The organism is Sheuella amnicola, from assembly GCF_010499255.1.
Taxonomy (GTDB): Bacteria; Pseudomonadota; Gammaproteobacteria; order Burkholderiales; family Burkholderiaceae_B; genus Zwartia; species Zwartia amnicola.
Genome location: NZ_JAAGRN010000004.1, coordinates 138,466 through 154,271, shown reverse-complemented (window position 1 = coordinate 154,271; position 15,806 = coordinate 138,466). Strand labels below are relative to the sequence as shown.

9 protein-coding genes and 2 pseudogenes are annotated in these 15,806 nt (G+C 54.3%); 2 read left to right on the top strand and 9 right to left on the bottom strand.

The genetic code is table 11. From position 1 onward, the window contains the following. Positions 1–114: 114 nt before the first annotated feature. The 9 genes from G3I67_RS07250 to G3I67_RS15080 all read right to left on the bottom strand — a co-directional run bounded on the left by G3I67_RS07250 (position 115) and on the right by G3I67_RS15080 (position 8,953). Complete coding sequence (locus G3I67_RS07250; protein WP_163653448.1) at positions 115–2,199, bottom strand: acetate--CoA ligase family protein; 2,085 nt, start codon at positions 2,197–2,199, stop codon at positions 115–117. 13 nt (positions 2,200–2,212) lie between these two features. Then, complete coding sequence (locus tag G3I67_RS07245) at positions 2,213–2,599, bottom strand: Zn-ribbon domain-containing OB-fold protein (protein ID WP_163653445.1); 387 nt, start codon at positions 2,597–2,599, stop codon at positions 2,213–2,215. A 3-nt stretch (positions 2,600–2,602) separates the two neighbouring features. Next, positions 2,603–3,745 carry a thiolase family protein gene (locus G3I67_RS07240; RefSeq protein ID WP_163653442.1) on the bottom strand — a complete coding sequence of 381 codons (1,143 nt, stop codon included), beginning with the start codon at positions 3,743–3,745 and terminating at the stop codon, positions 2,603–2,605. A 54-nt stretch (positions 3,746–3,799) separates the two neighbouring features. Beyond that, the gene (locus tag G3I67_RS07235; protein ID WP_163653439.1) at positions 3,800–4,882 is read right to left on the bottom strand and encodes an SDR family oxidoreductase; all 1,083 of its coding nucleotides are present in this window, start codon (positions 4,880–4,882) and stop codon (positions 3,800–3,802) included. Positions 4,883–4,906: 24 nt separating this feature from the next. Continuing rightward, entirely contained in the window at positions 4,907–5,263 is a 357-nt protein-coding gene (locus G3I67_RS07230; RefSeq protein WP_163653436.1) for an AtuA-related protein, read from the bottom strand. Between the two features lie 3 nt (positions 5,264–5,266). Then, positions 5,267–6,622, bottom strand: a complete 1,356-nt coding sequence (locus G3I67_RS07225; RefSeq protein ID WP_163653434.1) for an acyclic terpene utilization AtuA family protein — start codon at positions 6,620–6,622, stop codon at positions 5,267–5,269. A 19-nt stretch (positions 6,623–6,641) separates the two neighbouring features. Next, positions 6,642–7,430: an IclR family transcriptional regulator gene (locus G3I67_RS07220; RefSeq protein WP_163653431.1), complete on the bottom strand. Its 789-nt coding sequence runs from the start codon at positions 7,428–7,430 to the stop codon at positions 6,642–6,644. 3 nt (positions 7,431–7,433) lie between these two features. After that, positions 7,434–8,489, bottom strand: coding sequence for a cyclase family protein (locus G3I67_RS07215; protein WP_163653428.1), 1,056 nt, complete (start codon positions 8,487–8,489; stop codon positions 7,434–7,436). 332 nt (positions 8,490–8,821) lie between these two features. After that, positions 8,822–8,953: a hypothetical protein gene (locus tag G3I67_RS15080; protein ID WP_260074293.1), complete on the bottom strand. Its 132-nt coding sequence runs from the start codon at positions 8,951–8,953 to the stop codon at positions 8,822–8,824. Between the two features lie 102 nt (positions 8,954–9,055). On the opposite strand from G3I67_RS15080, the pseudogene uvrA reads away from it, so the two are divergent. Beyond that, a pseudogene (gene uvrA / locus G3I67_RS07210) lies at positions 9,056–12,769 on the top strand (excinuclease ABC subunit UvrA); the annotation flags it as partial. 1,927 nt (positions 12,770–14,696) lie between these two features. Continuing rightward, positions 14,697–15,806: pseudogene (locus tag G3I67_RS14990) on the top strand (aminodeoxychorismate synthase component I); the annotation flags it as partial.

The window sequence follows — 15,806 nt, the reverse complement described above, 5'->3', positions numbered from 1 at the left end:
GGACGGATATTGCCCCACCCTCAGTCATGCGTCAAATATTTAACGAATATTTAGATATTTCCTGATCAAAAATAAGGGTTTACCCTTAGTGCAGTTATGAAAAATCATTTAGTGTTAAACGGATCTTTCAATCAACGCATCAACCACGACCGCACCTTCTCCTTGCGCCCCCACCATCACCGGATTCAGATCAAGAGAAGCGATTTTTGAACCGGCTGCGAACATGATTTTCCCTACCGCAACGGTAACAGCCGATAGCGCGACCACATCAACAGGCGGCTCGCCTCTGATGCCTTCCAGTATCGGTGCCATCCGCAGCCCATTGAGTGCAGCCAGTACCTGCTCTTGACTGAAAGGAGGCAAAATCACAGCGTAATCCTTCAAAGCCTCGACATACTTTCCGCCGGCACCCACCATGACAACCGGACCGAACACAGGATCGAATCGGGCACCGATCATGAATTCGTGTCGACCTTGCGCCATCGCGGCAACCAGTACAGCAGGATCATCCACTTTCATGGCTCGCATTTTTTGCATCTGCTCTCTAAACACTTGAACGGCACGATCGGCATCACGCACATTTAGCGTCACCAAGCCGTATTCGGTTTTGTGGGGAATTTGAGCGGCGCAACCTTTGACTGCAACTGGCCCACCCAACGTTGCAAAGGCGTTTCTGATTTCGTCCTCGTCACGACAGAGTATGTGCTGAATGACAGGCACTCCATGCTGACTAAGCAGCGCGAGCGATTGGGCTTCGCTCAAATACTGATGCTGACCGTCGGGCACCTGAACAGAGGGCAAGTCATGCCAGACAACTGACTTCTCTTTCATCAGGCGGGTATGCGCAGCAAGCTGACCAAGTACACCGACAGCATCTCCTTCATTCTCAAAAGTGGCCACGCCTGCGCGTCGAAACACATCGGCAACGCTGTCCTGCCATGCGGCAACAGCTACGGGTTTACCTGTTTGCTTTTCGAAACTTGCCGTATCGCGTGCGAAGGCCTCGACGTCGTAACCTGCTCCTGCAACCGGAATGTTGATAAAAAACATATCGGCAGACGGATCCTGAGCAACCGCAGGCAATACCTCGCTAAACAAGCCGCTATTGGACAAGAGCGCCGCCGTGATGTCGATCGGATTCGTAGTGGTTGCAAACCCAGGCAAAGATTTGGCCACTGCCTGCTGCGTGGACTGGGCAAGCGTGGCCATTTGCAAACCATTGTCCTCGGCGGCATCGGCCCCCATGACGCAACTTGCGCCGGAGTTGCTGATGACAACCAGTCGATTGCCTGCAGGACGCCAGCCCTTCAGATAAGCCTCAGCGACCAACGCCTGGGCATGCGGATCGCGCACCCGCCAGATTCCGTGTTTTTTGAAGAAGGCATCGACGGTGCGGTCTTCATTGGCTAATGCGCCGGTGTGCGTCGTTGCAGCCTTCTGGCCACTGGCCGAACGTCCCGACTTGACTGCAATAATCGGCAAATCACGGCTACGGGCGTATTCTGCCGTGCGGGCAAGCACTTCAGGGTTGGCAATATTCTCCAGATACAGCAAAAGCAATTTGACTTCGGGATCATGCGCAATAGCCCAGGCCATATCCGACACGGTCACATCCGCCTCATTACCTGTAGCGTGCACATGCCTGACTCCCAAGCCTTTTTGACGCAGCAATCCATACACCATGGCACTCATGCCACCGCTCTGGCTCAACACCGCGATCGGTCCGTCTTGCGGAGGACATTCAATAAACATTGTCGAAAATCCTGCAATCGCACCGGTGCCGAAATTTGCGAGTCCGTGCGTGTTGGGGCCGTAAATGCGCATCCCCTTAGCACGAGCAGCATCGGTCATGCGTTGTTGCGTCGCGCGTCCGGCCTCATCAACTTCGCCAAAACCAGATGCGATGACGACAACGGATTTGACTCCTCGTTGCGCGCACTCCTCCACTGCTTCAACCGCCTTATCGCCGGCCACGACAATCAACACAAGCTCGGGCACTTCAGGTAATGCCGCAAGACTCGGATAACTTTTCAGTCCTTGCACTTCTTCGCGCGATGGGTTGATGGGGTATATCGTTCCTTTAAATCCCCACTTCTGCATGTAAAAGATCGGACGGCCACCGATTTTATGTATGTTTTCCGAAGCACCAATAATGGCAACCGTTTTGGGATTCAACGCGGATTCAAGCAAGTCAGACATATACGTTCCACAATCAATCAACACAAGGCTCGAACCGGATCAGCATCTGACCCTGATGTTCGAAAAAATTCGCTTTAACGCGATCACCGATTTTGACGCCCGGCTCTGCATGCCCCATCACTCGCGAACCTTCGGCCAAGGTCACGATCACCAAGGTATACGGGGCGAGCGGTCGAAACACATCAGAAGGTGCGCGACCGACGATGGTTGCGGAATACACCGTGCCGAATCCAGAAGAGACTTTCCAGCTTAATTGCTCTGCTCCGCAATGCTGGCAAGCATCCCGCGCCAGTGTCTGCGCATGATGGCAAACGCCACAGATCTGATACTGAATCTGATGCTTCGTCACACCATCCAGATATGGCTGAGCCAATGAAATATGTGCATTCGAATGTGTCATGACTTAACCCTCCCGCGACAAAATCAAACTGACATGGGATGACATCACACCACCATCCGCATGAACAAACGCATGCTCGGGAACGTTGACTTGCCTGTCACTCGCAAGCCCTGCGCATTGCCTATAGGTTTCGACCGCATGCGCCATGCCACCGGCTACTCCGGAGTGTCCGAAGGAAAGTAATCCTCCATGGGTATTCAAGGGTAAATCGCCTTTTTTCGAAAAATCACCCTGGCGTAGTCGTTTTGCGGCACCGGCTCTGGGCGCAAAGCCGATCTCTTCGAGTAACATCGTCAACGTGATGGTGAACGAATCGTATATTCCAAGATAATTGATATCGGACACCTGAAGGCCTGCTTCTTTGAATGCAATTTTCGAGGCAGCGGCTGCGCCGCAATCCATCACGTCCTTCATCGCGGTCAGGTGTTGATGAAGATGGGCTTGGCCGGCTCCGGTCATCCGCACGCGCGGACCCTGTGGAGGTTGTGCCGACACGATGACCGCCACCGCCCCATCTGAAATCGGACAGCAGTCCAGCAGTCGCAATGGTTCAGCAATCGGTTTTGAAGCAAGCACTTCAGCGATACTGATGGGAGTCGTCAAATGTGCATCGGGATGATGGATGGCATTGTCGCGCATCAGAACTGCGAACTCGGCGAGGTCTTCGCTTGTAACGCCGGTCTCATACATATATCTCGAAGCCATCAATCCATAATACGCGGGAACAGATGCGCCATTAGGGACTTCATAATCCGCATGACCGACTTGCGCCAAAGTCTGGATCGAACTGTCGCGCGTTTGGCCCGTCAAGCGGTTTTCGCCGGCAAGGACTAGAACATTTCTGCAGCGGCCGCTCGCAACTAGTTCACGTGCAAGCATCAGCATCGCGGCACCGGTCGCGCCACCAACCTGCAAACTATGCGCATAGTTCGGCCGCAACGAAAAACGCTCGCAGAACAAGGTCGACAACATCAAATGCGGCATGGTTGTCGAGTAACCGCACAAGACACCATCGATGTCTTTTCTTTCCAACTGTGCGGAGCTGAGCGCCTGTTTGGCGGCTTGCGCCATCAGATCAAGCGTGCTGTATCCCTCATGTCGGCCAAAGGGGGTGTTTCCTACCCCGGTGATAAATGCGTGACTCATGTTTATGACTTGATACCCTAATTTGATATTGTGAATATGTGCCAGAGGCCTGCCTTAACGAGGAATCAGGCGATTCTTTTGCATAAGCTCCAGCCAGTCATGCAAAGAATCTTCGGTGTCATAGCAGTTTGCGAACCCATGCTGGCGTAACTTGAGTGTGCTCAATACGGAGTCGGCCGGGTTTTCCACGCCGTAACCAAGTGCGCGATCGGTAAATTCCCATGAACTTGAAATCAATTGCGCAAGCGTATTGGCTTTCAAGTCATGTTTTTTAACGATACGCTCCCAAATCGCTTCGTGTGTTGGCATCACCTTTGCCATACACATCGGTACATCTTTGCCCTTCTGCATGCCGAACCGATCGGCAATCGAGCCCCAGATATCCTGCCAAACCAGCGAATCGCCATTGACGACGTTATATGTTTCATTGGCGGCGATTTCATGTGTGGCAGCAAATTCAGCCGCTTGCGCAATCATGCGGCTATCGCTAGCACCGTTGATGTATCGTCCGCCTCCGGGAAAATGCAGTGGCAATCCTTGCTCGCGCAAGATGGCTGCATATGCGCCAATCGCTCCGATAATGTTCATCGGGCTGGATACGGCATAACCAAACACGATTTGTGGTCGCAATATTGAAAAGGTCCATGCCGCGTTCTTTTGACGCGCTCGAAGCAAATCTTCCTGCAACCAATAAAAATTTTCATGGTTGTGTCGCGGCCAGCGCTCTTTGGCGGGAACCGGTGCGGGTTCGACATGACCGCCATACGCCTTGGTACCTTGCATGATCGTAATGTGCCGCAGGCCTTTGGCCTCAGGCTCCATTGCATCAAGCAGGTTTTTCAGCATGGCTTCATTCACGGCCATTTGCCTGGGGTCGCGCCAACCCGCGACAAGATCGGGCAATTCGAACAATGCCGCGAACATGATGTGAGTGACATGAGTCAACTCCCTTGCAGCGCGTTGACAGGCGGCAAGGTCCGTTAAATCCACACTGATGTGTTTGGCACCCTCAGGTAGCGCCACGGGGCGGCGCGATAACGCAATGACATCCCAATCCGGCAGCTTCGAAAAATGCTCAAGCGCAGCAGCACCCACCACTCCGCTCGCTCCGGCAATGAGTATCGTATGTTTTTTCATGTCCCCCGTCCCCTTGCGCTCAAATCATGACAAAAGTTGCTGACCACGCAAATGGCTGCGTAGCGATTCGGGCACCTCGATTTCGAATCCAAGCACCGCAGCGGACAAAGCCTTGCCATAGTTATCCAGACAGAGGCTGCGCGACACACCACCGCCCAGCGCCCCCTGACAGACAAAATTCATCGCATTGAGGTTATCCACTTCATAACGATCAACCGGCCCTGTGATCGCGCCGGCGTAAAAGGCTTTAAATCGATCAGCAGTCAATTGGTCTTTTAGCAGGGCATAGAGTTCGGGGGTGTAGGCGAAAACGGAAATATTCGATGTATTGCCTTTATCGCCCGAGCGCGCATGTGCAACATGCTGAAGTTTCACTTTCATGGATCAGCTCACAAAATATTGAATGGAAGGAGTGACGCGCTCGCGCGGCACCAATGATGACCAGACACCGATGACTTCGCGCGTACGATCCTGATGGGGAACGCGCTTGCCAGTGTGCGCGATACCCGAAACCGCCATGCCATCGACTTCACGACCAACTTTGGCCGCCTCTTCGCGGGTTTTGGTTCGCGCCGCGACACGAACGGCGATTTCATAGGGTTCAGGTGCATCTGCTGGTGTGGCCTCGCCATGGATCGCGTTCAACCCCAAGTAGTCGATACGCACATCCTCTGCCTTCAAATTCACGATCTTGAACCGCTCTTCAAGGACCTTCTTGGCCAGCTGAGCACGCCGCAACGCACCCGGACCGGCGTAGAAGAACATATCCTCGCCGATAAAGCCTTCAGTGCAGCCAATCGATACTTTCAGGGTAGGCGTGCGCGGCTTGCCGCCGATATTGCTGACTTTGACGCGATCAGGTCCCACCTGTTCAATTTTTGCGGTCGTGAAATCGACCACGACATCCGGAGTCAAGTAGTTGGCGGGATCATGCACTTCATACAGCATCTGCTCCTTGATCGTTTGGAGCGTGACCGCGCCGCCCGTTCCGGCAACCTTGGTAATCACCGCGCTACCATCCCTGCTCACTTCGGCAATCGGGAATCCAAAGTTCCATGGTTCGGGCACATCCTTAAAACCCGGATCTGAAAAATATCCGCCTGTGACCTGTGCTCCGCACTCGAGCAAATGCCCCAGGCCATTACCCTGACCAAGCTTGACATGATCAAGCGGATCCCATCCGAACTCATACATCATGGGCGCCATAAAAATAGAAGGATCCGCTACACGCCCGGTAATCACGATTTGGGCACCGGCCTTCAATGCTTCGACAATGGGTTCGGCACCCTGATAGACCTCGGCCGAAATCAAAGTGGATTTCAAGGTGGAGGTGGGTTGGCCATTTTCGAGAATCTTGTCGGTCAAATCCAGCACGTGCTCGGTAATCAGGCTGCCATTGACTGCGGCAACTTTCACGCCGGCATAGCCGATCTCCTGCAACAACTGAACAACGCGTTTTGCAGCAGCATCCGGATTAATCCATCCCTGATTCGTGATGATTTTTGTGCCGCGCTTCATGCAATGAGGCAAGACTGCCTTCATTCGGTCATCCAGATAGGTGTCATACCCCGGAAAGCTTGGGTCGCGCCGCGCGCGCACCTGCGCGGCTGAGACAGTCGCTTCAGCCATGGTTTCGAAACATAGGTAATCGAGATCGCCCTTTTCGGCATTCAATGCCGCCGGTTCGACGCGATCTCCCCACCACGCCGCTCCGGATCCGATTCTAATCATGTCCTTCATGTACTCTCCTCGATATTATTTATTGAATTTCGATTACTTCGTTGGCTTGCATAGACTGCGTCGGATTCGAAAGCTCGTTCGCGACCTTCTTTAGTTCGGACACCAGCATCTCGCGTCGCCCAACGATCCGATCCGTCAAGGCCGCTACGCTTAACGATGCAAAGGGTCGGCCGTCCCGACCGAAAATAGGCACGCCGATTCCCCCCATTTGCCTAACGACCACGTCCAGAAGCATGGCATAGCCTCGCTCCCGAGATCGAGTCACCTCTTGCTTGATCATATCGATGCTCAAGAGCGGATATTTTTTCTCGATCACGGATTGATTCAATTCAAGCACCGCTTGCACCTCGTCATCGGGTAGCCATGCCAGCAAAGCTAAACTCCCGGCCCCTACACCCAATGGCCTGCGCATACCCAAATCAAGATAATTCGCGCGTATCGGAAAGCTGCCAAACTCGCGATCGATGCAAACGGCATCCCGGCCGCTACGCGTGGACAGCAAGACCGTATCACCACACAAATCGGCCAATTTCAATATCGCCGGCCGGGCACGGTCGCGAATATGATCACGGCCTTGCATCGCAAGGCCTAGCGTGATGGCCTCGTCGCCAAGCACATATCTTTTGCTTTGCGGATCACGCAAAACAAAGCCCTCGGCCATCATTTCTTCAAGAAGACGCAGCGCCGTAGCCTTGTTCACCCCGGATCCGACGGCGATATCCGTCAATCGCTGGGGCGAAGGTGAAGAAAGCGCCTTGAGAATGCGACAGACCTTCTGCGCTGCACTGCTATCAGAGACCTGCCGCATTTTTTATACCGTCGCAACTGCCGTGGAAGGCGAGCCGACCGCACCGGGCAAACGCAATGGAGGCGCAGTTAACAGGAACCGATTGCGACCGTTTTTACGCAACCACTGCGCCAGAGGTGTCAGATAAAACATTTCGCCCAAATGAACGCCCAGCTTGAACAGGCAATGCTCATGCAGGGGCAATGTGGCGCAACAACCGACATGTTTGGTGGCGGGATGTGCTTCAACCGCATAGTTATCTGCCATCAAGACAACCAGATTGCTGTCGGTGATCCAGTTCAACAGCTTTGAGTCGCGACCATCCAGTGCCGCACAGCTGTTATCCAGAATGCTGAGATCCGGCTTTTTGTTCATGTCGAGCAGCATTTGCGCAAATCCAGTGTGCAACGCCACCATATCGCCTTTTTCGATCACGACCTTATCCTGCTCCAGAACGCGCATCATGGTGTCGTAGCCGACAACGACTCTCTTGTTGCCGAAGTGCGCATGAAAATCAATCATGACACCACGACCCTGTACACACGATTCAGCCATGTTCTGAATACCCAACGCAATCGCATTGGACGTGCTCTTCTGATCGCCCGGCTCGGGAACACCGGCATCTTTACCTTCGGTCGGTCCGATGATGTGCTCGCCTGCGCGATAGCCGTTGTAATAAACAGCTTCGGGGATGCCGTCGCCATTCGCATCAAAAAGCGAACCCACATGCGCAAGACTGTCCCATTGCGTCGAATACTGCAGATGCATGACAACCAGATCGTCACTCACAACATCGCTGTGATCTTTGTTGTCGCTGAACAATTTGTAATTCATGTTGGGACGACCGTTGCGCAGGGTCGGGCGAATCACAGGGGGATAACGACGCGGATTGAGCAAATTGCCGCCCGGAAAATCCAGCGGCAGGCTCAAGCAGAAGGGAATCCCTTCCTTCACTTCGGCGATACCTTGCTTGATCTTTTCGGGCGTTAGCAAATTAATGCGTCCGCGTTGATCGTCCTCGCCAAAGTCCCCCCAGTTCGAACCCTCAGGACGTTTGACCCATCTTTTTGACCCGCTCATACAGTCATCTCCAAAATTGAATTGATTTTTGTCTTACAAAATATTTGATTATGTCTCAATGCAATTCTTGTGTAATTCTTATGCATGGATTCAAATATTGTTCGTATTCTCAAATCACGTCAAGCAATATTGAATATTGTTTAGCCTAGGTCAATTCGGCGTAAGACAGAAATCAAATTTTAGTTTTATCAGACAAAATTTATTACTTTCATCAGGCAAAAAAAACCGCCTGCAAGAGCCTTGCAGGCGGTTTTTCTTGATTGAATCCAAGGTGTTTAGCGACTAAAAAACCGCAATACCTCGGAAAGTAATCAATTCGAACTACAAGAAAATCAGACTTTTTTGACTTTCTCGAGCATTTTGAACACACCTTTAGGTGCATTGACGAACAAGCGCTTGAAAGCCTTGCCCAGGCAACGACGTTCGAGGGTGTTGCGGCGTGTGCGTTTTGTTTCTGAAGCCATGACAGATCTCCGGTAAGGAACTCACTATATTAACCCAAAATCCTTACGGATATTTACCCGGTCAGGAGTTCAACCCGGCGATCTCCCTCTATCATACGCACTATGAACCCAACCATTCGCATCACTGGCGCGCGCCAGAACAATCTGAAGAACCTGGACCTGACCCTGAACACCGGGGAGCTGACCGTCATGACCGGCGTCAGCGGGTCGGGCAAAAGCTCGCTCGCTTTCGATACGCTCTATGCGGAAGGCCAACGACGTTACGTCGAGACATTTTCGCCCTATGCGCGGCAGTTCCTGGATCGCATGGACAAACCGTTGGTCGACAAGATCGAGGGAATCCTGCCCGCAATCGCCATTGATCAGACCAATCCTGTGCGCAGCTCCCGAAGCACGGTCGGAACCATGACCGAGCTGAACGATCATCTCAAGCTTTTATTCGCACGAGGTGCCCGGCTGTTTTGCCGGGGATGCGGTCAGGCCGTCTGCAAGGATAGCTCAGCCTCGATTTTGACAGCAATCGAAAAAAGATCGGCGCAAGCGGGCAACCCAAGACTGGTCGTGACGTTTCCGGTTCAGGTCCCGGCAAACTTCACCGAAGATGAGGTGCGGGGATTTCTGGATCAGCAAGGCTACACCCGCACCCATGGAGATGAGGCGAGTTCAGCTGGTTCATCGTCGGTCGTTTCGAAACCTGCCGGTTCCAAAAAAACCGTCGCATCGTCCCCGTCATTGAGAACCTTGCGCGTCGTGCAGGACCGCTTCCGTTTTGCGGGCGCGGATACAGCCCGGGTCATGGAAGCGTTGGACACCGCCCTGAAAATGGGTAACGGCTTGATCGCCATTCATGCGGTCGATGACGAAGGTAAAGACCTGCAAGTCTGGAAGTTCAGCGACAAATTGCATTGCGCGGATTGCGACATCAGCTACTCGAATCCATTGCCAAGCACTTTTTCTTTCAACTCTCCGCTCGGTGCGTGCGAAAGCTGTCGCGGATTTGGTCGCGTGATCGGAATCGATTTCGGACTGGTGATACCCGACGAGAACAAAACGCTCGAAGGCGGAGCAATCAAGCCCTGGCAAACTCCCAGCTATAAAGAATGTCAGGTCGAACTCGAAAAATACGCCAAGAGAGCCAACGTTTCGATCAATACGCCCTGGAAGCATTTGCCGCCCGAACATCAGGAGTGGGTGTTATACGGCGATCCGCTGTGGAAAGGTGGCAATCAGGCGTGGAAAACACAGTGGTATGGCGTGCAGCGCTTCTTTGACTGGCTCGAAACCAAGTCCTACAAGATGCATGTCCGGGTACTGCTGTCCAAATACAGAAGCTACACGACATGCCCGGCCTGTCATGGCGCACGACTCAAGCCGGACGCCCTGCTCTGGCGCATCGATGGCAAATCGATTCAGGACATGATGCTCACGCCGATTGTCCAGTTGAAAGACTTCTTCGAAACGATTCGCTTTGAAGGAGCAATGGACGCGGCGATGGATCTGGTCCTGACCGAAGTTCGGGCAAGATTGAAATTCTTATGCGATGTCGGGCTTGGGTATCTGACATTGGATCGCCAAAGCAGAACCCTATCGGGCGGGGAGGTTCAGCGCATCAATCTGACGACTGCGCTTGGCACATCGCTGGTGAACACGCTATTCGTTCTGGATGAACCTTCGATCGGCCTGCATCCCCGTGACATCCACCGCGTGGTTGAGGTCATGCATCGCTTGCGCGATGCAGGCAACACTCTTGTCGTAGTCGAACATGATCCCCAAGTCATGATCGCGGCCGATCGCATCATCGATATCGGGCCGGGTCCGGGCGAGCGCGGAGGCCGGATCGTTTTCGACGGCACGCCGGCCGCGCTGCGAGAGGCCAAAACACTGACGGGCAAATATATGGGAGGGCAAATCAAAGTCGAAGCGCCCCGCCCCTTGCCCGTGACGCAAAGCACTCCCCGCTTGCTTCTGGAAGGCGTCACCGCGAACAACCTGAAAAATATTTCCATCGACATACCGCTAGGCCGACTCGTTTGCGTAACCGGCGTTTCGGGCTCGGGCAAATCAACGCTGATACAAGACGTTCTCTATCCCGGCTTGCTCAAAATCATGGGCAAACCGACCGAAGCGCCCGGTGCGTTTGACCGTATCCTGGGTGCCGAACAACTCGCCGATGTGGTCATGGTCGATCAGACGCCCATCGGCAAAACGGCGCGCTCGAATCCGGCAAGTTATGTCGGCGCCTTCGATCCGATACGCAAACTGTTTGCCCAGGCGCCCATGGCGCGCGAGCGCGGATACACCACCGGCACATTCAGCTTCAACAGCGGCGACGGCAGATGCCCGACTTGCGGCGGAACGGGCTTCGAGCACGTCGAGATGCAATTCCTGTCCGATGTTTACATCCGCTGCCCGGACTGCGATGGCAAACGATTCAGGCCCGAGGTGCGTGAGGTCGAGGTCGAGCATCTGGGCAAAAGCGCCTCGATCGACTCAGTACTGGAAATGACAGTCGCCGAAGCGCTGGAGTTTTTCAAGGGGCTGCGTGATGTGCAACTCGGGCTGGCTCCTCTTGCTGACGTCGGCCTGGAGTATGTCAAGCTTGGCCAACCCGTTCCAACATTGTCCGGCGGAGAAGCGCAGCGACTAAAGCTGGCAGGCCATTTGGCCGAAGCGGCCCGCAGCGGCATATCCACAACCAAGCTTGCCAAAAAAGGCAGCCTGTTCCTTTTTGACGAACCGACGACCGGGCTTCACTTCGATGATGTGTCGCGTTTGATGCGCGCGTTCAGAAAGTTACTAGGTGCGGGTCACACATTGCTAATCATCGAACACAATCTGGACGTGATCCGCGCGGCCGACTGGGTGATTGATCTGGGGCCTGAGGGCGGAGACGCCGGCGGCGAACTCATCGCGGTGGGCGCACCGGAAGACATCATGAAAAATCCGCGCTCCCATACCGGCGCGGCACTGCTTGAATACGCACAGGCCATGACCCCGGAATCGATTAGCGCAGTCTTGACAACGGGATCTAATCAGCCGGCAAAGATGCACGCAGAGGAATCCGCAACCGGAAGATCGCTGCAATCATTGATCAAGGAAAAGCGCCGCGTTTCGCACAACATTGATATCCTTCACGCACGCGAACACAATCTCAAGAACGTCAGCGTCAGCATTCCTCACGACAAATTCACTGTTATCACGGGTGTTTCGGGATCGGGAAAATCCACGCTTGCGTTCGACATCCTCTTTAACGAAGGGCAGCGTCGCTATCTCGAGTCATTGAACGCCTACGCGCGCGCAATCGTGCAGCCAGCGGGCAAGCCGGATGTCGATGCGATCTTCGGCATTCCTCCGACAGTTGCCATCGAGCAAAGAACGAGTCGCGGCGGGCGCAAATCGACCGTAGCTACGATGACCGAGATTCACCACTTCCTACGCTTGCTATACATGAAACTTGGCACGCAAATGTGCCCGACATGCAATGTCAGCGTCGAACCCCAAAGTGCCGATCAGATCGTGGCGAGAATTTTGCGAGATCACAAAGGACAGCATATCGGATTGTTGGCGCCTCTGGTCACCGCCAGAAAAGGTTTCTACACGGATCTGGCTAAATGGGCATCCGGAAAAGGCTTTACGCATCTAAGAGTTGATCGCGAATTTATTCCGACCGCAAAATGGCCTCGCTTGGACAGATTCAAAGAGCATACGATCGAACTTCCCGTCGCAGACCTGGTTGTCAGCAGCGACCAGGAGACGCAATTGCGCGAGGCTGTGCGCGGCGCGCTGGAGCATGGCCAAGGTGTCATGAGCATCGTATGGCCACTGGACCGACTGCACAGTGATATGCAAGCCGATCTGTCGCAGGAACAGTTTTCGGTCAAGCGTGCCTGCCCGAGTTGCGGTACGAGTTTTCCCGAGCCGGATCCGAGAATGTTCTCATACAACTCCAAGCACGGATGGTGCACGAGCTGTTTCGGAACCGGATTGCAGTTGCAGGGTTTTGATGCCGAACAAACCGGCGAAGAAACGGCCTGGAACGCCTGGTACGAAGGCGAAACCCATACATGCACAAGTTGCCATGGGGCCCGGTTGAATCCGGTGTCTCGCGCCGTGCTCTGGCGCGACAAGTCCATCGCCGAACTTGCCGGACTGGCGGTGTCGGACGCGCATACCTTTTTCACCTCCCTGGTTTTGAAGGGGCGAGATGCCGAGATATCGCGCGACATCATGTCTGAAATCCGCGGCCGTCTTCAGTTCATGCAGGAGGTCGGCCTGGGATACCTTGCGCTTGATCGCGCCGCTCCGACACTGTCCGGAGGTGAAGCGCAGCGTATCCGGCTTGCGGCCCAACTGGGTTCTAACATGCAAGGTGTCTGCTACGTTTTGGACGAACCGACAATCGGTTTGCATCCCCGCGATAACAGAATTCTGCTCGGTGCCTTATCGAAGCTTGAGCAAAACGGCAACACACTGGTTGTCGTCGAACATGATGACGATACGATACGACGCGCCGAGCATGTCATCGATATTGGTCCTGGTGCGGGCGTGCGCGGTGGGCGTGTTGTCGCGCAGGGCACGCTACAGGATCTGATGAATGCACCCGAGTCCGCCACCGGCCATTATCTGCGCCATCCTCTGAATCATCCGATACAGCCACGCAGAAAAATCGATGCGGATACCCCAATGATCACTGTCAAAGGAGCCCGCCTGCACAACCTTCGGCACGTCGATGCGCACTTCCCGGTTGGTCGGTTAAGCGTGGTCACAGGCGTTTCAGGCTCAGGCAAATCCACTTTGGCCCGAGACGTGCTTCTGGACAATTTGAGCGCGGCGGTATCGATGCGTGCGGATCCCGACTGGATTGGGTGCGAGTCGATCGAAGGCTGGCAAAAACTGGATCGCGTACTCGAGGTCGATCAAACTCCAATCGGAAAAACGCCACGCTCCTGTCCCGCCACCTACATCGGCTTCTGGGACGATGTGCGAAAGCAGTTTGCCGACACAAATGAGGCGCGTATTCGCGGATGGACCGGCGCGCGCTTTTCGTTTAACACCGGAGATGGTCGTTGTCCGATTTGCGAGGGCCAGGGTATGCGCACGCTCGAGATGAGCTTCCTGCCTGATGTCAAAGTACCCTGCGACGCTTGCGATGGCGCCCGCTTTAACACCGATACGCTCAGCGTGCGCATGCGTGACAAGCATGCCGGTGAAGTGCTGTCCATGGAAGTCGATGATGCGATCGAATACTTCTCGGCTCATCCCCGTGTTCGCCATCCATTGCAACTGATGCAGGATGTGGGACTCGGATACCTGACCTTGGGACAACCATCACCGACATTGTCCGGTGGAGAAGCGCAACGCATCAAACTCGTCACCGAGCTTGCAAAGGCAAGAATGACCGAAGGGGTCATCAAGACCGGGCGCGCATCGCGATTGCCTCATACGCTTTATGTGTTGGATGAGCCAACCGTTGGATTATCAATGGCGGATGTCGAAAAACTCATTCGTGTCCTGCATCGCCTTGTCGAAGCTGGCAATACTGTTGTCGTGATCGAACACAATCTGGACATCATTGCGGAGGCCGACTGGCTTCTGGACATGGGTCCCGAAGGTGGTTCAGGCGGTGGGCAACTCGTCGTGCAAGGCACGCCGGAACAAGTGATGGATGCGCGCAAACATTCTCACACCGGTGAAGTCCTGCACGAATTCATGCAGCGCAATTGATGTCCGTGTTGGAACAAACATGAATATCTGCCGCTTTGAAGATCGCCTAGCCGGTCAGGCGCGTGTACTGACCGATTTGCGAGAGCGCATCACCGCATGCCGCAAAGAAGAATTGGCCGAGGCGTTCGCGCGAATCGAAGCCGCGCGCAAGCGTGGGGAATGGGTCGCCCTTTTACTCGACTATGAATTGGGGGAATGGTTCGAACCGACACTGGATAGCGAAGATCGAACCGGTTCGAATACTATGCGGCCCTTACTGACCGCGCTTGCCTACGGTCAAATGACGATTGAGCAACCCTGGTCCGACTCGCCGGAAAATCACGCCCGGGTTGCCGCAATGGCGCCGCTTATCGAGCGTGATGACTACATCGGAAGAATCAAACGGATTCGCGAATGGATTCGTCAAGGCGATGTGTATCAGGTCAACGCGACGTTTCCGATGCAAGTCGAGATCGAGGGTGATTCGCAATCGTTGTATAAAAAAATAGCGAACAAGCACCCTGTCTCTTACGCGGCATATATTGAAGACAACGACAGAACTGTTCTGTCTTTTTCTCCGGAATTATTTTTGCTGCGACAAGGCGATACACTGACAACCAAACCGATGAAGGGCACAGCCCCGCGCTCAACAGATCCCGGTCAAGATAGACTGCTTGGCGAGAACCTGTTGCGCAGCGCTAAAAACCGGGCTGAAAACCTGATGATCGTCGATTTGTTGCGCAACGATCTCGGCAGGGTCGCCCTGCCCGGCACTGTGGTCGCCAGGCCGTTATTCTCGCTCGAGCAATACCCGAGCGTTTGGACGATGACTTCGACAGTCACCGCAAATTTAAAGCCGGACACAACCTTCGAGGCAATACTGAGAGCTCTGTTTCCGTGTGGCTCAGTCACGGGTGCGCCCAAAATCGCAGCCATGCAGCGCATCCGGCAAACCGAACCCGAACAGCGCGGCCTTTATTGCGGCAGCATCGGTTGGATGGCGCCAAACGGCGACTTCGCGCTGAACGTTGCGATCAGAACGCTTGTCATCAGGGATCACGGCGCCACCTACAACGTGGGTGGCGGTATTGTGTTTGACTCGGACCCATCCCAGGAGTGGGAAGAATGCCACTGGAAGTCACGCGTGCTT